Origin of the sequence: Streptomyces sp. NPDC056883 (assembly GCF_042788835.1) — a bacterium.
Classification (GTDB): domain Bacteria; phylum Actinomycetota; class Actinomycetes; order Streptomycetales; family Streptomycetaceae; genus Streptomyces; species Streptomyces stoeckheimensis.
Genome location: NZ_JBHUBS010000005.1, coordinates 205,599 through 225,341 on the forward strand (window position 1 = coordinate 205,599; position 19,743 = coordinate 225,341).

At 69.2% G+C, this 19,743-nt stretch carries 18 protein-coding genes; 2 read left to right on the forward strand and 16 right to left on the reverse strand.

Translation table 11 applies throughout. From position 1 onward, the window contains the following. Nucleotides 1-3 precede the first annotated feature (3 nt). From rplC to rfbB, 11 genes are all read right to left on the reverse strand, one after another. The gene (rplC, locus tag ACFRU2_RS15595; protein WP_266880616.1) at nucleotides 4-648 is read right to left on the reverse strand and encodes a 50S ribosomal protein L3; all 645 of its coding nucleotides are present in this window, start codon (nucleotides 646-648) and stop codon (nucleotides 4-6) included. A gap of 14 nt (nucleotides 649-662) precedes the next feature. Further along, nucleotides 663-971 (reverse strand): 30S ribosomal protein S10, encoded by a 309-nt coding sequence (gene rpsJ, locus ACFRU2_RS15600; RefSeq protein ID WP_003948644.1) that lies wholly within the window; start codon nucleotides 969-971, stop codon nucleotides 663-665. Between the two features lie 457 nt (nucleotides 972-1,428). Then, nucleotides 1,429-2,562, reverse strand: a complete 1,134-nt coding sequence (locus ACFRU2_RS15605; protein WP_382972170.1) for a hypothetical protein — start codon at nucleotides 2,560-2,562, stop codon at nucleotides 1,429-1,431. A gap of 29 nt (nucleotides 2,563-2,591) precedes the next feature. Next, nucleotides 2,592-5,207 (reverse strand): peptidoglycan recognition protein, encoded by a 2,616-nt coding sequence (locus ACFRU2_RS15610; RefSeq protein WP_382972172.1) that lies wholly within the window; start codon nucleotides 5,205-5,207, stop codon nucleotides 2,592-2,594. A gap of 108 nt (nucleotides 5,208-5,315) precedes the next feature. Beyond that, nucleotides 5,316-7,130 (reverse strand): hypothetical protein, encoded by a 1,815-nt coding sequence (locus tag ACFRU2_RS15615; protein ID WP_382972174.1) that lies wholly within the window; start codon nucleotides 7,128-7,130, stop codon nucleotides 5,316-5,318. Nucleotides 7,131-7,169: 39 nt separating this feature from the next. Beyond that, nucleotides 7,170-8,069: a glycosyltransferase family 2 protein gene (locus ACFRU2_RS15620; protein WP_382972176.1), complete on the reverse strand. Its 900-nt coding sequence runs from the start codon at nucleotides 8,067-8,069 to the stop codon at nucleotides 7,170-7,172. Nucleotides 8,070-8,078: 9 nt separating this feature from the next. Further along, nucleotides 8,079-8,513 carry a DUF2304 domain-containing protein gene (locus tag ACFRU2_RS15625; RefSeq protein ID WP_382972178.1) on the reverse strand — a complete coding sequence of 145 codons (435 nt, stop codon included), beginning with the start codon at nucleotides 8,511-8,513 and terminating at the stop codon, nucleotides 8,079-8,081. After that, complete coding sequence (locus tag ACFRU2_RS15630) at nucleotides 8,510-9,199, reverse strand: glycosyltransferase family 2 protein (RefSeq protein ID WP_382972180.1); 690 nt, start codon at nucleotides 9,197-9,199, stop codon at nucleotides 8,510-8,512. Before ACFRU2_RS15630 ends, ACFRU2_RS15625 begins: the two co-directional genes overlap by 4 nt. Nucleotides 9,200-9,267: 68 nt before the next feature. Next, nucleotides 9,268-10,599, reverse strand: coding sequence for a lipopolysaccharide biosynthesis protein (locus tag ACFRU2_RS15635; protein WP_382972182.1), 1,332 nt, complete (start codon nucleotides 10,597-10,599; stop codon nucleotides 9,268-9,270). Beyond that, entirely contained in the window at nucleotides 10,596-11,465 is an 870-nt protein-coding gene (gene rfbD / locus ACFRU2_RS15640) for a dTDP-4-dehydrorhamnose reductase (RefSeq protein WP_382972562.1), read from the reverse strand. The genes ACFRU2_RS15635 and rfbD overlap by 4 nt, the downstream gene beginning before the upstream one ends. Before the next feature lie 107 nt (nucleotides 11,466-11,572). Beyond that, nucleotides 11,573-12,550: a dTDP-glucose 4,6-dehydratase gene (gene rfbB / locus ACFRU2_RS15645; protein WP_266955891.1), complete on the reverse strand. Its 978-nt coding sequence runs from the start codon at nucleotides 12,548-12,550 to the stop codon at nucleotides 11,573-11,575. A gap of 104 nt (nucleotides 12,551-12,654) precedes the next feature. Here rfbB and rfbA point away from each other — a divergent pair, with 104 nt between their 5' ends. Continuing rightward, nucleotides 12,655-13,530: a glucose-1-phosphate thymidylyltransferase RfbA gene (gene rfbA / locus ACFRU2_RS15650; protein ID WP_266955893.1), complete on the forward strand. Its 876-nt coding sequence runs from the start codon at nucleotides 12,655-12,657 to the stop codon at nucleotides 13,528-13,530. Then, on the forward strand, nucleotides 13,527-14,126 hold the full coding sequence (gene rfbC / locus ACFRU2_RS15655) for a dTDP-4-dehydrorhamnose 3,5-epimerase (RefSeq protein WP_382972184.1): 600 nt from the start codon (nucleotides 13,527-13,529) through the stop codon (nucleotides 14,124-14,126). Before rfbA ends, rfbC begins: the two co-directional genes overlap by 4 nt. Before the next feature lie 222 nt (nucleotides 14,127-14,348). Here the strand turns inward: rfbC and tuf are convergent, their stop codons facing one another. The 5 genes from tuf to ACFRU2_RS15680 all read right to left on the reverse strand — a co-directional run bounded on the left by tuf (nucleotide 14,349) and on the right by ACFRU2_RS15680 (nucleotide 19,655). After that, nucleotides 14,349-15,542 carry an elongation factor Tu gene (gene tuf, locus ACFRU2_RS15660; protein ID WP_356649529.1) on the reverse strand — a complete coding sequence of 398 codons (1,194 nt, stop codon included), beginning with the start codon at nucleotides 15,540-15,542 and terminating at the stop codon, nucleotides 14,349-14,351. A gap of 148 nt (nucleotides 15,543-15,690) precedes the next feature. After that, the gene (gene fusA / locus ACFRU2_RS15665; RefSeq protein ID WP_382972186.1) at nucleotides 15,691-17,820 is read right to left on the reverse strand and encodes an elongation factor G; all 2,130 of its coding nucleotides are present in this window, start codon (nucleotides 17,818-17,820) and stop codon (nucleotides 15,691-15,693) included. A 39-nt stretch (nucleotides 17,821-17,859) separates the two neighbouring features. Further along, the gene (gene rpsG, locus ACFRU2_RS15670; protein ID WP_215023410.1) at nucleotides 17,860-18,330 is read right to left on the reverse strand and encodes a 30S ribosomal protein S7; all 471 of its coding nucleotides are present in this window, start codon (nucleotides 18,328-18,330) and stop codon (nucleotides 17,860-17,862) included. Nucleotides 18,331-18,333: 3 nt separating this feature from the next. Beyond that, complete coding sequence (gene rpsL, locus ACFRU2_RS15675) at nucleotides 18,334-18,705, reverse strand: 30S ribosomal protein S12 (RefSeq protein WP_007265893.1); 372 nt, start codon at nucleotides 18,703-18,705, stop codon at nucleotides 18,334-18,336. 485 nt (nucleotides 18,706-19,190) lie between these two features. Continuing rightward, entirely contained in the window at nucleotides 19,191-19,655 is a 465-nt protein-coding gene (locus tag ACFRU2_RS15680; RefSeq protein WP_382972188.1) for a helix-turn-helix domain-containing protein, read from the reverse strand. Between the last annotated feature and the right edge of the window lie 88 nt (nucleotides 19,656-19,743).

The window sequence follows — 19,743 nt, forward strand, 5'->3', positions numbered from 1 at the left end:
AACTCAAGCCCCCTTAACCGCGGTACGGACCAGGACGAGGCCGCCGTTCGGACCGGGAACTGCGCCCTTGATGAGGAGCAGACCCTTCTCCGCGTCAACCGCGTGGATGGTCAGGTTCTGGGTGGTGACGCGCTCGTTGCCCATACGACCGGCCATGCGCATGCCCTTGAAGACACGCCCAGGGGTGGCGCAGCCACCGATCGAACCGGGGGAGCGGTGCTTGCGCTGGACGCCGTGGCCGGCGCCGAGGCCCTTGAAGTTGTGACGCTTCATGACACCGGCGAAGCCCTTGCCCTTGCTGTTGCCCGTGACGTCAACCTTGACGCCGGACTCGAACACGGCAGCCGTGATCTCCTGGCCGAGCGTGTACTCGCTGGCGTCGGAGGTACGGAGCTCCACCAGGTGGCGGCGGGGGGTGACGTCAGCCTTGGCGAAGTGACCCTTGAGGGGCTTGTTCACCTTGCGCGGGTCGATCTCGCCGAAGGCGATCTGGACCGACTCGTAGCCGTCGACGTCGTTCGTACGGACCTGGGTAACAACGCAGGGCCCGGCCTTGACCACGGTCACCGGGACGACACGGTTGTTCTCGTCCCAGACCTGGGTCATGCCGAGCTTCTCGCCCAGGACGCCCTTGATCTGCTTTGCCATCTTCTCCGTGCCTCTCAGAGCTTGATCTCGATGTCAACGCCGGCCGGAAGGTCCAGGCGCATCAGCGAGTCAACGGTCTTGGGCGTCGGGTCGAGGATGTCGATCAGGCGCTTGTGAGTGCGCATCTCGAAGTGCTCGCGCGAGTCCTTGTACTTGTGCGGCGACTTGATGACGCAGTACACGTTCTTCTCAGTGGGCAGCGGCACCGGGCCCGCGACCGACGCACCAGTGCGCGTCACCGTCTCGACGATCTTCTTCGCCGACGAATCGATGACCTCGTGGTCGTAGGCCTTGAGCCGGATGCGGATCTTCTGTCCCGCCATGGCTACTCCGTAGTCCTGTCTGTTGTGGAAACGCTCTGGTTCCCGGCCGGCTGCGGATCGCTCCGCCGCTCTCCTCCGACCCACGCGGTCGGGCGTGTCGCGCTCCCTCTACAGAAAATTCCCATACGGAAATTCCCTCGTCCAAGGGGGCGCGGTCCCAAGACCGCAGATCGGGGGCGAACACCCACCGAGTACCTGGCAGGCACCGTGCTGACGCTTCCCGAAAGATTCCCGTACGTCCGCCCCATTGCTGCCCCGAGAGGCAGGTAGAGCGACGAGTACTGTGGGACTTGCTTCCGGTCCTCCCGGCGGGAGGCGCGCAGCATCGGCACACGGCCGAGCAACTTGAGTAGTCTGCCATACGAGACACGTATGGCGCCAATCGGGCGGAAGAGAATACCCCGCCACGCTGAGTGGTCAAACTGCACCACGCGGCGGAGTCCCGTGCGGCATCCGGTCAGGAGCGGGACAGGGTCCCGCAGCCCTCCTCGGCGGGCCGCTGGTCGAGGCCCTTGCTCCGGTCGTACGGGTCCTGGGGCGTGCCGGAGGGGGTCGGGCCGGAATCCGGCCGATCCTCGGAGAAGCCCGGGTGCAGGGCCCCGTCGTAGACGAAGCAGGCGCTGTTGCCGACGTCGTAGAGGTACGCGCCGAGCTGGACCGTGCCGGGCTTGACCCGCCACTCCCGGGGGTTGGCGACCGTGAACTTCATCTGCCGCCGGACGATCGACCGGCTGACTTCGTCCGCACCGGGGTTCGTCTGCATCAGCGGGTAGACGAACGTGTAGTCCGCGAGGACGTCCACCTGACCGTGCGCGTCGCCGGGCTGGACCTGGAGCCGGCCGCGCACCTTCACCACGTCACCGGCGAGCTTGGTCTCGCGGCCGGCCCGTACGAACATCTGGAGCGGATCGTTTCCCTTGGCGGGCTTGGCCAGCGCCTGCTCCAGCCGCTTGAGCAGCTCCCCCTGTGCCGGGTCGATCAGGTCCAGCGCCGCCTGGGGGCGGTCGCCCCGGATGGTGGCCGGGTCCAGGTTGGCCGCCACGAGGAACCGCTTGCTCAGTTCCAGCCCGGCGGCCACCTGCTCCTTGGACAGTCCGTTCAGCGCGGCCGCTTCCGGCAGCTCGATGCCCGAGGCCCCGTCCGCCCACTGCACGGCGGGCGACCCCTTGAAGGGTTCGCTCAGCGTCGGCCGATCCGGGTCCACGGCGGAGGGTGCCGCACTCGGCCGGGCGGTCTCGGGGGCCAGCGGAACCCGGGCCTTCGCGTCCTGCTCGGCCTTACCGGTGAGCTTGTCGATGACCAGCTCCGGCCGTACGGCGATCAGCGCGAGCGCGGCGACGAAGGCGATGGCCAGCGCCGCCTTGATCCGGCGCCCGCCCCTCCCCCGCTCGCGCCGGGCGACACCGGCCCGCCAGGCGGGCGGCTCGGCGGAGCCGCGCCGGGCGTCCTCCTCGCGCAGCCGGGCGGCCACCATGCGCGCCCGCGCGGACGGCTCCTTGGGGGCCTCCCCCGCGCCCGCCTCGGCCTGTGCCAGGAACCGCGCCCACTCCTCGTCGGAGACGGCCGGTATGCCCTCGTCGTTCTTCCCCATGTCCCCCACCCCGCCTGCGGAACCCCGTATCACTCGGCGAAGTAGCCGGTGATGTCCGCGATCAGATCGACCGTGCCGTCGTTGTTGTAGAAGCTGATCTTCCCGTCGACCACGGGGACGACCACCAGGTTCGGGATCGTCCGGCCGGGGGTGAAGTTCAGGTTCGAAGCGCTGGAGCGCACCGTCCCGCTCGGGTACACCGAGACGTAGCTCGCCGCCGTCGGGTTCGTCGCCGTCACGTTCAGGACGACCGCGGTGACACCCGTCGCGGGGATCCCCGCGGTACCCGCCACCGGGAGCGTCACCACGCCCTGAGCACCGACCTTCGCCTTCGGCACGCCGAGCCCCGCGCGCGTGTCCATCAGCCGCTTCGGACCGGTGTTGACGTGCGCCGATCCGCCGCCGGCCGAGGTGAAGTAGCCGGTGACGTCCGCGATCAGGTCGACGCTGCCGTCGTTGTTGTAGAAGCTGACCTTGCCGTCGACCACGGGGACGATCACCAGGTTCGGGATCGTCAGTCCCGGCGTCACGTTCAGGTTCGAGGCGCTGGAGCGGGTCGTGCCGCTCGGGTACACCGAGACGTAGCTCGCGGCCGTCGGGTTCGTGGCCGTCACGTTGAGGACGACCGCGGTGACGCCCGTCGCCGGGATCCCCGCCGTGCCCGCCACCGGCAGGGTCGCCACGCCCTGAGCGCCGACCTTCGCCTTCGGCACGCCCAGGCCCGCGCGCGTGTCCATCAGCCGCTTCGGACCGATGCTGACGTGCGCCGATCCCCCGTCCGCCTTGGCGAAGTAGCCGGTGACGTCCGCGATGAGATCGACCGTGCCGTCGTTGTTGTAGAAGCTGACCTTGCCGTCCACCACCGGGACGACCACCAGGTTGGGGATCGTCTGCCCCGGCGTCACGTTCAGGTTCGAGGCGCTGGAGCGCACCGTCCCGCCCGGGTACACCGAGACGTAGCTCGCCGCCGTCGGGTTCGTCGCCGTCACGTTCAGGACGACCGCGGTGACACCCTCGGCCGGGATCCCCGCCGTACCCGCCACCGGGAGCGTCACCACACCCTGCGCGCCCACCTTCGCCTTCGGCACGCCCAGGCCCGAGCGCGTGTCCATCAGCCGCTTCGGCGGGACCGGAACGAACGTGGCGGACTTCGGCACGGGGACGTCGGCGACGACGGTGACCGGCAGGCTCGTGGAGACCTTGCCGTTCAGCGCGGTGGCCTTGACCTGGACCGTGTGGGTGCCGGTGGTCAGCACCGCGTTCGCCGTACGGGCCGTGCCCGCGGCCGTCGCGGCCGGTGCGCCGTCCACCAGGACCTCGAACGAGCCCAGCAGGGCGTCGGCCGTGCTGGTGGTCCAGTCGACCTTCAGGGGGCCGGTGGACCTGAGGGTCGTGTCCGGCCCGGGGACCGTGCCGTTCACCCTGGCGATCTTCAGCTGCTGCGCCGGACCGCTGGTGCGGATCGCGGCGAGCTGGTCGTAGAGCCCACCGCCCGGGCAGATGGTGTTGAAGCCGTCCCGGTGGCCCGAGAGGGTCTTGAACGCGTACGGCTGGCCCCCGGTGAACGAGGTGCCCAGGTAGTTCTTCTGGCTGCTGCCGGCCACCAGCGTGGTCGTGCCGTTCAGGTCGCCGTCGTACTGGCCGAGCTTGTAGGCCGCGATCCGGGAGATCGAATCCAGTGCGGCGGCCGAGGCTCCTGCGGTCTGGTGGTCGCCCAGGACGGCGATGCCCATCGACTCGGCGTTCCAGCCGAGGGTGTGCGCACCCTGGACGGGCTGGTCGATGCCGCCCTTGCGGCCCTCGAAGATCGTGCCGCACTTGTCGATCAGGAAGTTGTAGCCGAGGTCGCGCCACTGCTCGACCTTCACGTGGTACTCGTGGATGCCGCGCACGATGGCCGCGGACTGCGAGCAGTCGTACGGTTGCGCGCTCGCGGTGTGGTGGACGAAGGCGGCCTTGACGCTGCCTCCGGGGAGGTAGCCGGGGGCTTCGTCGTTCAGGCTCTCGTCGGCCTGCCATTCGGCCCGGGTGACCACCGCGGGCTGCGGGGCGGTGGAGGCCGGTCCGGGCGGCAGCGCCTCCGTGGCGAAGGCGGCCGGTTCGGCGGGCAGCTCGCCCTTCTTCGTGGCGGCGCCGGCTGCGGCGGGGTCCACCAGGTTCAGGGTCAGGCCCGCCGGAAGGGCCGCGCCGCCCTTCACGCGCACCTCGGCGCCGTTCGACGGGCCGACCCACACCGGCTCGGTGGCGCCGGGCGCGCCGGGGCGCTTGCCGTCGAGGCCGGGCTGCACCGGGTCCAGGGTGATCCACCGGGACCACTTCCCGGTCTCCGAGCTGCGGGAACGGGCCTCGATGGCGCCGTTCACCCTGGCCTCGGGGTCCGTCCAGGACACGCCGAGGAGGCCGAAGAGGTCCGTGTCCTGCTGGGCGAGCACGGCCTCGCCGGAGCCCTTGGACTTCAGGGCGAGCCGGTCGACCCCGGTCTTCGCCCGGCCCGGCTGACCGGCCGCGGCGCTGTAGGCCTTCGCCCCGCCCGCCTCACCCGGCGCCTTCCCCTCGGGGAGGGCCGGTCCGGATCCGCCCGCCACTCCCTGGAACCCGAGCACCGCCGCCACACCGAACGCGGCGGCCAGCGCCGTACCGCGCACACGACCCAGTCTCAACTTGTCCCCGACCCCTGTTCCGAACACCTCGGATGACCCATCCGACCGCCCGGATGCTACTGGCAGGAGTACGGGACGAGGCGGGCGGGGGCCTCAGCGGTGACGCCAGAGCACCCATTCGTGCAGCGTGTTCACCTTGGCCACGTACCAGCCCTTGGGGGCGTTCGGCCAGGAGTCCTCCGGCTTGGCGTCCTTCGAGGTCAGGCGCAGTACGGCCGCGTCCGCCGCGGCCGGCGGCTGGTCGCCTTGCTCCAGCTTCCTCGTCCAGACCCGGCCGTCGTACACCTCGTACGCCTGGGCCATCCGCAGGCCCCAGTCGACGTCCTCGTCCATCACCAGGTTCTCCCCCGGCTTGAGCTCCGCGGACTGGGTGAAGCCGGTGGCCAGGTACTTGCGGATCTTGCGGTGCGGCTCGGCCACGTTCGAGGTGACCGTGGTCGTCGCGTACGCGGCGAACAGGGCCAGCGACACCGCGACGGCCCACACCACCCGGCGTCCGCCGGCCACCCGGAACATCACGCAGGCGGCGAGCACCAGCAGGGCACCGGCGATGGTCCGCCACATGTGCAGCTTCGTCCACTCCGAGGCCAGGAACAGCGCGTCCGGCATGGCCCACGGGATGATCCAGCGCGCGTAGAGGCCCTTGCCGACCACCATGATCACGAACTCGGCGGTGACCGCGGTGAACACCACCGCGCTCAGCACCAGCCGCAGCAGGGCTCCGGTCCGTGCGCGCCACAGCGCGGCGACGCCGACCACGAAGAACGCCGGCACGAGCACGGCCAGGTACCGGGCGTAGACCCAGTTGTCGATCCGCTTGTCCCCGGGCAGTCCGGCGGCCGCCGCGAGCGCGATCCCGAACAGCAGGGCGACCATGGCGAAGGAGACCACCCGCGAGGCCCGGGTGAAGCGGGAGCTGAACACCGCGAACACGCACAGGGCGAGGGCGATCGCACCGAAGCCCCAGGAGGAGACCGAGAAGTACCAGAGCTGGCCGATCGTACGGGTCACCGTGCGGCGCAGCAGTTCGGGCTCGACGAGGTTGTCCATCACCTGCGTGCCGACCGAGCTCGGCGGGGTGTCCTTGAACTGCGCCTCCAGCCAGGTGGCGAGGAGCTTGGCGCCCAGGACGGAGACGGCGAGGCCGCCCCAGGCGGCGAGCGTGGAGCGCAGCGGCGCCCACTTGAAGACCAGTGCGCCCAGGAACACCAGCGCGGTGATGGCCACGACCACGCCGCCGCGGTCGTGCACCGCCATGGAGTAGCCGGCCAGCAGTCCGGCCCCCGCTCCGTACCAGGTGCGGCGGCGCGAGTCGCCCTCGCTGAGCCAGCCGTGCAGGGTGATCAGCCAGCCGAGGAGGACCACCGGGAGCACGGTGTCGGACATCGCGAACTCGGAGTAGAAGACCACGGGCGGCATCAGCGCGGCCGCCGTGGCGATCAGGAACGAGAGCCCCCTGGGCAGGTCGAGCCTGCGCAGGGCCACGTAGGCCAGGGGGAAGACCAGCGCGTTGAGCACCGTGTTGATGCCCATGACCAGCTGGTACGCGGTGACCGGGTCGTTGGCGATGCGCAGGGCCGGGGAGAGCAGCAGCGGGTAGCCGCCGGGGATGACGGAGCCGACCGGCATCTCGGTCGTCGGCCTGCCGGCGAGCACCCGGGCCAGGACGAGGTACGAGGGCTCGTCCGCGTGGACCGAGGGGTAGCTGTTGCCCCACACCAGGGAGAGCCGGAACAGCACCTGCGTCAGGTATCCGGTGACCAGGGCCGCGGGCCAGAACCACCGCCGGCGCAGAGCGGAGTCCCGCAGGGCGAGCAGCCGCTCGGTCCCGGCGGGCTTGCCGCTCCGGTCAGGGGCGGACGCGTCCCTCGCTCCGGCCGCGTCCATCGTTTCGGTTCCCGACTGCACCCCTGGCACTTCCTGTTCTGGTTGGACTGCCGGGCAGGCTCAGCTCTGCCCGGAGGTGAAGGCGTGCCGGGCCAGGTTCTTGGCGCCCTCACGGTTCCCGCTGCGCAGTGCGCCCGGGAGCATCGTGATCGCGTGGAGGCGGGAGGCACTGTGGATGCGGGCGGCGCGGGCGGCCTTGGGCCAGCCGCGGGCGTCCATCCGGGCGGCGACCGCCTCGAAGTAGCGCGCCTGCTCCGTGAAGCGGGTGCCGGTGAAGGCCTGGACCGAGGACTCGCTGACGGCGTGCCGGCGGTACTGGAAGACGGTGGCCGAGGCGTCGATCACCATCGCCTCGCCGAGTTCGAGCAGGTCGACCACGAGCGCGAGGTCCTGGACCACGGAGTACTCGGACTGGAAGTTCACCTTGCGCAGGGCGTCACCGCGCCAGGCGATGGACGGGAAGTACAGCCAGTTCCCGCGCAGCACGCTGACGGCGAGCTCCTCGCCCGCCATCGTGCGGTTGCCCTTGACCTGCGGGGCGTAGAGCTTGCGCTTGACGTTGTCGGCGAGACCGGCGGTGACCCGGCCCTCGCCGTCGATGACCTCGACGCCGGGCTGGATCATGCCGATGCCCGGCTGGGCCTCGGCCAGGCCCCGTACGGTCTTCAGGTAGTCCGGGTGCAGCACGTCGTCGCAGCCCATGATGACGACGTAGTCGGCCTCGGAGAGGCGCACGCACTTCTTGAAGTTCTCGTTGATGCCGAGGTTCTGCTCGTTGCGGGTGTACTGGACCCGCTCGTCGCCGAGCTCCGCGAACCAGCCGGGTACGTCCGGCTCCTTGCCGTCGTCGATCACGACGAGCCGGAAGTCCGGATCCGTCTGCGCCAGGATGCTGCGGACCGCGTCCTGCATCAGCCGGACGTCCCCGTAGTAGGGGAGCATGAAGTCGAAGGTCACCACGGTGATTCCTCAGGCCTTGACGGAGTCTGCGGGTTCGGTGGCCGGCGCCTCGGGCTCGACGGGAGCGGCGGTCTGGCGGACGGCGTCCGGGCCGAGGCGCTCGTCGTTGTGGCGCGCGCCCTCGCTGAGGGCCACCGTCCGGGCCAGGTCGGTGATCTTCTTCTCGAGCGAGCGGAAGCGCAGGAAGGTGTTGAGCGTGAGGAAGCCCATGGCCAGGACCATCACGTACAGCACCAGGTCGGTGCCGCGGCCGACGCCGAGCTGGTGGGCCAGCCAGGTCACGTCGGTGGGCCGCAGGACGGCGTACACGTTGACGAGGACGAACACCGAGAACGCGATGCGCTTCCAGGCACGGGTCTTCGCCTGGTCCCAGTTGCGTATGAACATGAGGGCCAGCGACACGGAGCCCACGATGAGCACCAGCTGGATCCAGAAGTACTTCATCGGCGGCCACGCTCCCGCAGGGTGATGTCGAAGAGGATGTTGACGCCGTTGATCAGGGACTGACCCTTGGCGCGCGAGTACTCGGTGTAGAGGATGTCCACGGGGACCTCGACGACGCGCAGTCCGGAGCCGGCCAGGTAGCCGACGATCTCGGAGGCGTGGGCCATGCCGTTGTGCGTGATCTGCAGCTTCTCCGCCGCCGCGCGGCCCAGGACGCGCAGACCGTTGTGCGCGTCGGTGAGGTTGAGCTTGCGGGCGGTCGGGCTGACGGCCGCGGCCGTGCGCAGCACGACCCGCTTGATCCACGGCACCTGGCCGTTCTGCTCGATGAACCGGGAGCCGAGCACCACGTCGGCCTCGTCGGAGCGCAGGACGGCGACCATCTTCTCGACGTCGTGGGTCTGGTGCTGGCCGTCCGCGTCGAACGTGGCGAAGTAGCGGGCTCCCGGCTGGGAGAGGGCGTACTTCAGGCCGGTCTGCAGGGCTGCGCCCTGGCCGAGGTTGACCGGGTGCTGCACCAGGTGGGCACCGGTGGAGGCGATGTGCTGCGCGGAGTCGTCCGAGCTGCCGTCGTCGACGACGACTATGTTCGGAAAGGTCTTGCGCGCTCCCTCGACGACACCGGCGATCACCTGGCCCTCGTTATAGGCCGGTATGACCAGCCAGACATCGTCGTATTGGGACACGGTAGCTCCAGCGGAATGTGGCACATACGAGTGCTCGGGGATCTGTGGGACTTCGGTGGCGGGCACGGTCACTTCCCCGCTGCGCCGGCGCCCAGCGGGCTCGCGACGTCCGTCCGCCCGGGAGCGTCGCCGGCTCCCGGAACGGCTTCCGGGAACTTCAGTCTCAGCGCTGTCAGCATAGCGACGACGGTGGCGACGGAGCCGAGAGCATAGGCCAGGATCACCCGCAGAGCCACGTCACCGGGGGCGAAGGTGACGCCGACCAGCACGGCGGTACCGATGGCCCAGCAGAGCAGTTGCAGGTTGTGTCGCTTGAATACCATCAGCGCCTGACCGAGCACCATCGCGAACATGTACGCCACGGTCCCTGCGGACAACAGGAAGAAGTCGAAGCAGCCCAGCGCCGGCTTGGCGCCGAAGAGCACGCCGATCAGCCAGGGGCCGAGCACGGTGGCGGGGATGCCGCCGAGCAGGCCGAGCGCGCCCACGACCATGCCGATCCGGCGCAGCATCGCCGAGAAGGCGGCCCGGTCGCCGGCCTGGAAGGCGGCGCTGAGCCCGTTGAGCAGGGAGGCCTGGAGCGAGCCGAAGACGAAGAGCGGTACCCGGGCCAGGACCAGGGCGTTCAGCAGGGCCGCGATCAGCACGCTGTCCGTGGGCGCGAGCAGCTTGGTGCTCATCACGGCGGCGTTGACCACGACCTGGGACAGCAGGGTCGAGCAGATCAGCAGGCCCAGTCCGGAGGTCAGCTCGCGCCAGGCGATCTCCTCGCCGGGTTCGACGACGCGCAGCAGCGCGGGCAGCGTGACCAGGGCGGCGATGACCGGAGCCAGTGCCAGTACGAGGCTGAAGGCGAGCGCGGAGTCCGGTACGACCACGGCGCAGCCGAACGCGAGCACGATCCGCAGCCCGCCGTCGATGGCGAGCTGGGTGCCGTACGCGCCGAACCGGCCGAGGCCGGCCAGGACCCCGCGGGTGAGGTAGCAGACGGCCATGCCGGTGAAGGCACCGCCGAGGGCCGCCACCAGGGCCCGGTCCCCGTGGAAGAGCAGGTCCGCGAGGGGGTCGGCGGCGGCGGTGAGGACGAGCAGGGTCGCGCCGAGGATCGCCGCGGTGAGCAGGGTGGCCCGGCGCAGGACGGGAGCCGCCCCGTGCCCGTCGACCGCGCGGGCGGCGACGATCCGGGTGAGCTCCTGCTCGATGGGGAAGAAGATGCCGAGCCCGATCGCCATCACGATCGTCCACAGCACCGAGACGTTCGCCATGGCTTCCGTGGACAGGCTGTGGCCGGCCACGCCGAGGTGGACGTACGAGGCCGCCCCGAGCACGACGGTGCCGCCGGCCACCGCAACGGTGCCCGGCGGCAGGGCCGCGCTGATCTTGCTCAGCAGGCTCTTCATCCCGAGCTGCCGTTCCTGTCCGCGCCCTCGGGCGCTGCGAAGGCGGGCAGTGCCAGGGCCGCTGCCAGCTGCTCGCGCCAGTCGGCGAGCGGGGGCAGGCCTGCCTCGGCCCAGCGGTCGTGCGCGAGCACGCTGAACGCCGGCCGGACGGCGGGGCGTACGAACGCGGAGGAGTCGGTGGGCCGGATCCGCTCGGGGTCCAGACCGCTCAGCCGGTAGGTCTCGCGGGCCAGCCCCATCCAGGTGGTCCGGCCGCTCGCGGTGCCGTGGTAGACCCCGCCGGGGGCGCGGCCCGCCAGGGCGGCCTGACCGAGCTCGACGAGGCGGCCGGCCAGCGCGTAGGACCAGGTGGGCTGGCCGTGCTGGTCGTCGACCACGTCGAGGGTGTCCCGCTGGGCGGCGAGCTTGAGCATGGTGGCGACGAAGTTCGGGCCGTGCTCGCCGTACAGCCAGGCGGTGCGGACCACGTAGCCGTGCTGCGGCAGCAGTTCGGCCACGGCCTGCTCGCCGACCAGCTTGGAGCGGCCGTACGCGTTGACCGGGCCGGTCGCGGAGTCCTCGGCGTACGGCTGCTCGGCGTCGCCGGGCAGCACGTAGTCGGTGGAGACGTGCAGGAGGCGGGCTCCGGCCGCGGCGCAGGCCTCGGCCAGAACGCGTACGCCGGTGCCGTTGACGGCGGTGGCGGCCTCTTCGGCGCTCTCCGCACCGTCGACGTCGGTCCAGGCGGCGCAGTTCACGACCACGGCAGCGCCCTCGACGGCGGCCCGGACGGCGGCCGGGTCGGTGATGTCGAGGTCGGTGCGGCGCAGGCCCGTCGCTGCGATGCCGGCGTCCTTGAGGACGGCCAGGACGTCCTGGCCGAGCATGCCGGCGGCGCCGGTGACGACCCAGTGGGCGCCCGCGGTGCCGTCGGCGCCGTCGGTGCCGTCGGCGCCTTCAGTACCGTTGTTGCTCTTGCTCACGTCCGCGGCGGTCACTTCTGCAGCGCTGCCTTGGCCTTCAGGGGCTCCCACCAGGCGCGGTTCTCGCGGTACCAGGCGATGGTCGACGCGATGCCTTCCTCGAAGGTGACCTGCGGGGCGTAGCCGAGCTCCGAGCCGATCTTGCTGATGTCGATGGAGTAGCGCAGGTCGTGGCCCTTGCGGTCCTCGACGCGCTCGACCATCTCCCAGCCCAGGCCCGCGGCCTCCAGCAGGACGCCGGTGAGCTCCTTGTTGGTGAGCTCGACGCCGCCGCCGATGTTGTAGACCTCGCCGCCGCGCCCCTTGCGCATGGCCAGGTCGATGCCGCGGCAGTGGTCGGAGACGTGCAGCCAGTCGCGCACGTTGCCGCCGTTGCCGTACAGCGGGACCTTCTTGCCGTCCATCAGGTTGGAGACGAACAGCGGGATGACCTTCTCCGGGAACTGGTAGTGCCCGTAGTTGTTGGAGCAGCGCGTCACCACGACGTCCATGCCGTGCGTGCGGGCGTAGGCCAGCGCGAGCAGGTCGGAGGAGGCCTTCGAGGCGGAGTACGGGGAGTTGGGCACCAGCGGCCACTCCTCGGTCCAGGAGCCCTCGCTGATCGAGCCGTAGACCTCGTCGGTGGAGATGTGGACGAAGCGGCCGACGCCGTGCTTGCGGGCGGCGTCCAGGAGGACCTGGGTGCCCACCACGTTGGTCATCACGAAGGGGCCCGCGCCGGCGATCGAGCGGTCCACGTGGGACTCGGCCGCGAAGTGCACGACGACGTCGTGGCCGGGCATCACCTGGTCGACGGCCTCGGCGTCGCAGATGTCACCCTTGACGAACGAGTAGCCGGCGTGGCCGGCGACCGGTGCGAGGTTGGCTTCGACGCCGGAATACGTCAGCTTGTCGAAGACGGTGATCTGGGCCGTGGGGTCCGAACCGAGCTGCTGGCGGACGAATTCTGAACCGATGAAGCCGGCGCCGCCGGTCACAAGGATGCGCATAATACAAACAGTCTAGCCGCTCGCCTACTCCGCCTCGGCCGCCCGCCCGCTCCCTCCCGGGCCCGGACGGCGCGCCTCCGCCGGTCTCGCATAGGGTTGTGCCTATGCGTGGAATTCTCTTGGCCGGCGGCACCGGATCCCGACTCTGGCCGCTGACGCGGGCAGTGTCGAAGCAGCTGCTGCCCGTCTTCGACAAGCCGATGATCTACTACCCGCTCTCGACGCTGGTCATGGCCGGGATCAGCGAGATCCTCGTCATCACCACCCCGGAGGACCGCGACCAGTTCGAGCGTCTGCTCGGCGACGGTTCGCAGTTCGGCATCCGGCTGGAGTACGCCGTCCAGGAGCGCCCCGAGGGCATCGCCCAGGCCTTCGTGCTCGGCGCCGACTTCATCGGCGACGACTCCGTCGCCCTGATCCTCGGCGACAACATCTTCCACGGCAGCGGCCTCGGCACTCGCCTGGCGGAGCACACCGACTCCAAGGGCGGCCGGGTCTTCGCGTACCCGGTGGCGGACCCGACGGCGTACGGCGTGGTCGAGTTCGACGAGAACGGCCAGGCCATCTCCATCGAGGAGAAGCCGGCCCAGCCCAAGTCCCGTTACGCCGTGCCCGGCCTGTACTTCTACGACAACCGCGTCGTGGAGATCGCCCGCGGCCTGAAGCCCAGCGCCCGCGGCGAGCTGGAGATCACCGCCGTCAACGACGCGTACCTCCAGGCCGGTGAGCTGAATGTCACCATCCTCGACCGCGGTACCGCCTGGCTGGACACCGGCACCTTCGTCTCGATGGTGCAGGCCTCGGAGTTCGTGCGCGTGATCGAGGAGCGCCAGGGCTTCAAGATCGGCTGCATCGAGGAAGCCGCCTGGCGTGCGGGTCTCATCGACTCCGCGCAGCTGCGCGCGCTGGCCGAACCGCTGGTCAAGAGCGGCTACGGCGACTACCTGATCGGTCTGCTGGAAGAGGAGGCCGCACGATGAAGTTCCGCGAACTCTCCATCGAGGGCGTTTTCGAGATAACACCCCAGCAGCACGGTGACCCGCGCGGCATGTTCATGGAGTGGTACCGCTTCGACCACCTCGCCGAGGTCGTCGGGCACCCGCTGAACCTGGCGCAGGCCAACCTCTCGGTCTCCCAGCGCGGCGTGGTCCGCGGCATCCACTTCGCCGACGTCCCGCGCGGCCAGGCCAAGTACGTCACCTGCGTGCGCGGCGCCGTGCTGGACGTCATCGTGGACATCCGGGTCGGCTCCCCGACCTTCGGCCGGTGGGAGGGCGTCCGGCTGGACGACGTGGACCGCCGCGCCGTCTACATCCCCGAGGGCATGGGCCACGGCTTCTGCGCGCTCACCGACGACGCCACGCTGTCCTACCTCTGCTCGGAGACGTACAACCCGACGGGTGAGCACTCGGTCCACCCGCTCGACCCCGACCTGGGCATCGACTGGCCGGCCGACGTCCCGCTGCTGTCCGCCCGTGACGACGCGGCCCCCTCGCTGGCCGACGCCACCGCCTCCGGCCTGCTGCCGGACTACGCCGCCTGCATGGAGTTCACGGAGTCCCTGCGGGTGAAGTGACCGCCGCGCACGGAGCTGCGTACGCGAAGAGGGCCGTACCCCCGGGGGTGCGGCCCTCTTCGCATGCCCGGCCGCGGCACGCAGGCCCGTACGCCGGGAAAGTCCGTACGACGGAAGGTCCGTACGACGAAGGGCCCCTTCCCCGTCGCGTGAACGACGGGGAAGGGGCCCTCCTGTCAAACATGGTGCTCGCTCGCACGAGCTACCAGGTCAGAACACGAATTACTTCGTGATCTTGGTGACCTGGCCGGCGCCCACGGTACGACCACCCTCACGGATGGCGAACTTCAGGCCCTCCTCCATGGCGACCGGCTGGATCAGCGCGACCGTCATCTCGGTGTTGTCGCCCGGCATGACCATCTCCGTGCCGGCCGGCAGGGTGACAACACCCGTGACGTCGGTGGTACGGAAGTAGAACTGCGGACGGTAGTTGTTGAAGAAGGGGGTGTGACGGCCACCCTCGTCCTTCGACAGGATGTAGGCCTGGGCCTCGAACTCGGTGTGCGGGGTGACCGAACCGGGCTTGATGATGACCTGGCCGCGCTCGACGTCCTCGCGCTTGATGCCACGGAGGAGCAGACCGACGTTCTCGCCCGCCTGGCCCTCGTCGAGCAGCTTGCGGAACATCTCGATACCGGTGACCGTGGTGGTGGTCTTGGTCTCCTTGATACCGATGATGTCGACGGTCTCGTTGACCTTCAGGACACCACGCTCGATACGGCCGGTGACGACGGTACCGCGACCGGTGATCGTGAAGACGTCCTCGACGGGCATGAGGAACGGCAGCTCGGTGTCACGCGGCGGGGTCGGGATGGCCTCGTCGACGGCGGACATGAGGCCGAGAAGCTTCTCGCCCCACTCCTTGTCGCCCTCGAGCGCCTTGAGCGCCGAGACGCGGACGACCGGAAGGTCGTCGCCCGGGAACTCGTAGTCGGAGAGGAGCTCACGAACCTCGAGCTCGACGAGCTCCAGGATCTCCTCGTCGTCCACCATGTCGGCCTTGTTCAGGGCGACGACGATGTACGGAACGCCGACCTGGCGGGCCAGGAGCACGTGCTCCTTGGTCTGCGGCATCGGGCCGTCGGTGGCGGCGACCACGAGGATCGCGCCGTCCATCTGCGCGGCACCGGTGATCATGTTCTTGATGTAGTCCGCGTGACCCGGGCAGTCGACGTGGGCGTAGTGACGCGCCTCGGTCTGGTACTCGACGTGCGCGATGGAGATGGTGATACCGCGCTGGCGCTCTTCGGGAGCCTTGTCGATCTGGTCGAAGGCCGAGGCCTCGTTCAGGTCCGGGTACGCGTCGTGCAGCACCTTGGTAATGGCGGCCGTGAGGGTCGTCTTACCGTGGTCAATGTGACCGATGGTGCCGATGTTGACGTGCGGCTTAGTCCGCTCGAACTTCGCCTTCGCCACGGGGTCCTCCTGGAGAGTGGTTCTGTACGCCTTACAGATTGGCGCCAGGTGATCTTTGCTGGAAAGCCGGTTCCCCGGGGCAACGGGAGGGTTGCTCCTGTTGCCCCAGAGGCTCCGGTGACAAGCCTAAAGCGTGTACTCGGAAGAGTTACTCGCCCTTGGCCTTCGCGATGATCTCCTCAGCGACGTTCCGGGGAACCTCGGCGTAGGAGTCGAACTGCATCGAGTAGCTGGCGCGACCCGAGGTCTTGCTGCGGAGGTCTCCGACGTAGCCGAACATCTCCGAGAGGGGCACGAGGCCCTTCACGAGGCGAGCGCCGTGACGCTCCTCCATGGCCTGGATCTGGCCACGGCGGGAGTTGATGTCACCGATGACGTCACCCATGGACTCCTCCGGCGTGGTGACCTCGACGGCCATCATCGGCTCGAGGAGCACGGGAGAAGCCTTGCGCGCGGCCTCCTTGAAGGCCTGCGAACCGGCGATCTTGAAGGCGAGCTCGGAGGAGTCGACCTCGTGGTAGCCACCGTCGAGAAGGATGACGCGAACGCCGGTCATCTCGTAGCCGGCGAGGATGCCGAACTTCATGGCTTCCTGCGCACCCGCGTCGACCGAGGGGATGTACTCCCTCGGGATGCGGCCACCGGTGACCTTGTTCACGAACTCGTACGCCGGACCGTCGGCCTCGAGGATCGGCTCGATCGCGATCTGCACCTTGGCGAACTGACCGGTACCACCGGTCTGCTTCTTGTGGGTGTAGTCGTGACGCTCCACCGTCTGGCGGATCGTCTCGCGGTAAGCGACCTGCGGCTTGCCGACGTTGGCCTCGACCTTGAACTCGCGCTTCATACGGTCGACCAGCACCTCGAGGTGCAGCTCGCCCATACCACCGAGGATGGTCTGGCCGGTCTCTTCGTCCGAGTGAACGTGGAAGGAGGGGTCCTCCTCCGCGAGAGACTGGATGGCGACACCCAGCTTCTCCTGGTCACCCTTGGACTTGGGCTCGATGGCGACCTGAATGACCGGGGCCGGGAAGTCCATGGACTCCAGGATGACCGGGTTCTTGTCGTCACACAGCGTCTCACCGGTGGTGGTCTGCTTCAGGCCCATGACGGCGACGATGTCACCGGCGCCCACCGCTTCGATCTCTTCACGCTTGTTCGCGTGCATGCGGTAGATCTTGCCGATGCGCTCCTTCTTGCCCTTGACGGAGTTCAGCACCGAGGTGCCGGCCTCCAGGCGGCCCGAGTAAACCCGGACGAAGGTGAGCTTGCCGAGGTGCGGGTCACGCATGATCTTGAACGCGAGCGCCGCGAGGGGCTCGTCGTCCGAGGGCTTGCGCTTCACGACGACCTCGGCGTCCCGGACGTCGTGGCCTTCGATGGCCTCGATGTCCAGGGGCGACGGGAGGTAGCGGACGACGGCGTCGAGCAGGGGCTGAACGCCCTTGTTCTTGAACGCCGTGCCACAGAACACCGCGGTGACGGTGGCACCCTTGTCGCCCTTGGAGCCGATGATGATGCGACGCACGGCCTCGTGCAGCTGCTCGACGGTGGGCTCGACGCCCTCCAGGAACAGCTCCATGATCTGGTCGTCGTTCTCGGCGACCGTCTCGACGAGCTTCGCACGCCACTCTTCAGCGGCTTCGGTGTGCGTGGCCGGGATGTCGACGATGTCGTACATCTCGCCCTTGGTCGCCTCGGCGGACCAGACGAACGCCTTCATGGTGACCAGGTCGACAACGCCCTGGAAGTCCATCTCGGCGCCGATGGGGAGCTGCATGACGATCGGAACCGCACCGAGGCGGTCCTTGATCATGTCGACGCAGCGGTGGAACTCGGCGCCGGTGCGGTCGAGCTTGTTGACGAAGCAGATGCGCGGCACGCCGTAGCGGTCCGCCTGACGCCAAACGGTCTCGGACTGCGGCTCGACGCCGGCCACACCGTCGAACACGGTGACGGCGCCGTCGAGGACGCGGAGCGAACGCTCCACCTCGACGGTGAAGTCGACGTGACCCGGGGTGTCGATGATGTTGATGGTGTGGTCAACATCTTCGAGCGGCCAGTGGCAGGTGGTAGCGGCAGACGTGATGGTGATACCACGCTCCTGCTCCTGCTCCATCCAGTCCATCGTGGCAGCGCCGTCGTGGACCTCACCGATCTTGTAAGACACACCGGTGTAGAACAGGATGCGCTCGGTGGTGGTCGTCTTGCCCGCGTCGATGTGGGCCATGATGCCGATGTTGCGCACCTTGGCCAGGTCAAGCGAAGTGGTAGCCATATCGGCTCAGTCTTCTCTCGGTCTCGATGTGGGTTCGGACTACCAGCGGTAGTGCGCGAAGGCCTTGTTGGACTCGGCCATCTTGTGCGTGTCTTCGCGCTTCTTGACAGCAGCGCCAAGACCGTTGGAGGCGTCGAGCAGCTCGTTCATGAGGCGCTCGGTCATCGTCTTCTCGCGGCGGGCGCGGGAGTAACCCACGAGCCAGCGCAGCGCGAGGGTCGACTGACGACCCGGCTTGACCTCGATCGGCACCTGGTAGGTGGCGCCACCGACACGGCGGGACTTGACCTCGAGCGACGGCTTGACGTTCTCCAGCGCGCGCTTCAGCGTGATGACCGGGTCGTTGCCGGTCTTCTCGCGGAGGCCTTCCATGGCGCCGTAAACGATGCGCTCGGCGGTGGAGCGCTTGCCGTTCAGGAGGATCTTGTTGATGAGCGACGTCACCAGAGGAGATGCGTAGACCGGGTCGATGATGACCGGGCGCTTCGGGGCGGGGCCCTTACGAGGCATTTTTTACTTCTCCTTCTTGGCGCCGTAGCGGCTGCGGGCCTGCTTGCGGTTCTTGACAGCCTGGGTGTCAAGCGCACCGCGGATGATCTTGTAACGAACACCCGGCAGGTCCTTCACACGGCCACCACGCACGAGCACGATGGAGTGCTCCTGCAGGTTGTGTCCCTCACCCGGAATGTAAGCGGTGACCTCGATGCCAGAGGTCAGACGCACACGCGCGACCTTACGCAGCGCCGAGTTCGGCTTCTTCGGGGTGGTCGTGAACACTCGCGTGCAGACGCCGCGACGCTGGGGCGAAGCCTCAAGCGCGGGGGTCTTTGTCTTCTCGACCTTGTCCTGCCGGCCCTTACGGACCAGCTGCTGGATCGTAGGCACTACTTCTCCGGTTTCTGTGTGCCGTGTAGTGAAGCTAACCTGGAACATTTGCCGACCCACGCGGTCGGGTGTGTCGGATCCGGCGGACCTCCACGCAAGCGTGGAGACGCATGAATCGCGGTGGCTGATGTGGCTCAGGTGCGGTTGATGGACACGCACAGGAGCCCAGGCACACCCCAGGCACAAGGTCTGAGCGTACCCACCGCATCCACTCCGGTCAAAACAAAAGCCCCGGTCCCGGCAGCCCGAAGGGCCCTCCGGCCAGTCGCCACAAGGCCGAGGCCGGGATGCAGTCCCTCCGACGTGCGGCCGTGGTGCAGGTGTGCTAAGCGGAGGCCGCCGCACCTCCCCGCCGACGGCGGCTCCTGGTCGGGCGCGGGGTCGGTCCGCGGCGGTTCGCGCGCGGCGCGGCGGCCGGTCCGGCGGTCGGTCCGGCGGTCGCGGTCGGTCCGGCGGTCGCGGTCGGTCCGCGGCGGTGCCCGTGGTTACTCCCGCGCGGTGCGGCGGCCCTCGGCGGGCTGTTCGGGGGCGGCGGGCGCGGGCGCCTCTTCGCCCTCGGTGGGCTCCAGGAACTGGCTCACCACCTTGACGAACACCGCGCGGCGCTCCTCCGGCACTCCGAGCCAGCGCGCGAAGTCCTCGATGGCGGGCCGCTGCCCGCCGGCCGGCAGCGGGAGCGGCGCCAGCGGCAGCTCCTCCGGGCTGACCCGGCCGGAGCGGATCAGCATGTCCCGCACGGAGACCCCGAGGTACGGAGCCATGCGCCGCATCGTTTCGAGGTCGGGCATGCTCTGCCGCTGCAGCAGCCGGGTCACCGCCGCGCGGTGCACACCGGCCTCGTCGGCGATCCGGGACTTGCCTCCGCCGCGCGGGCTGTCGATGTCGTAGCCGCGCTGCCGCATCAGGTCTTCCACCCAGGCCGCGAACGCGTCCAATTCGCGAGTGCTCATGTGTCGCTCCTCAGTCCACCCCATGGGGAACTCACCCTAGCGTGCTTGCGCGCACAGAATCAGACCTTACACAGGGCATACAGGATCC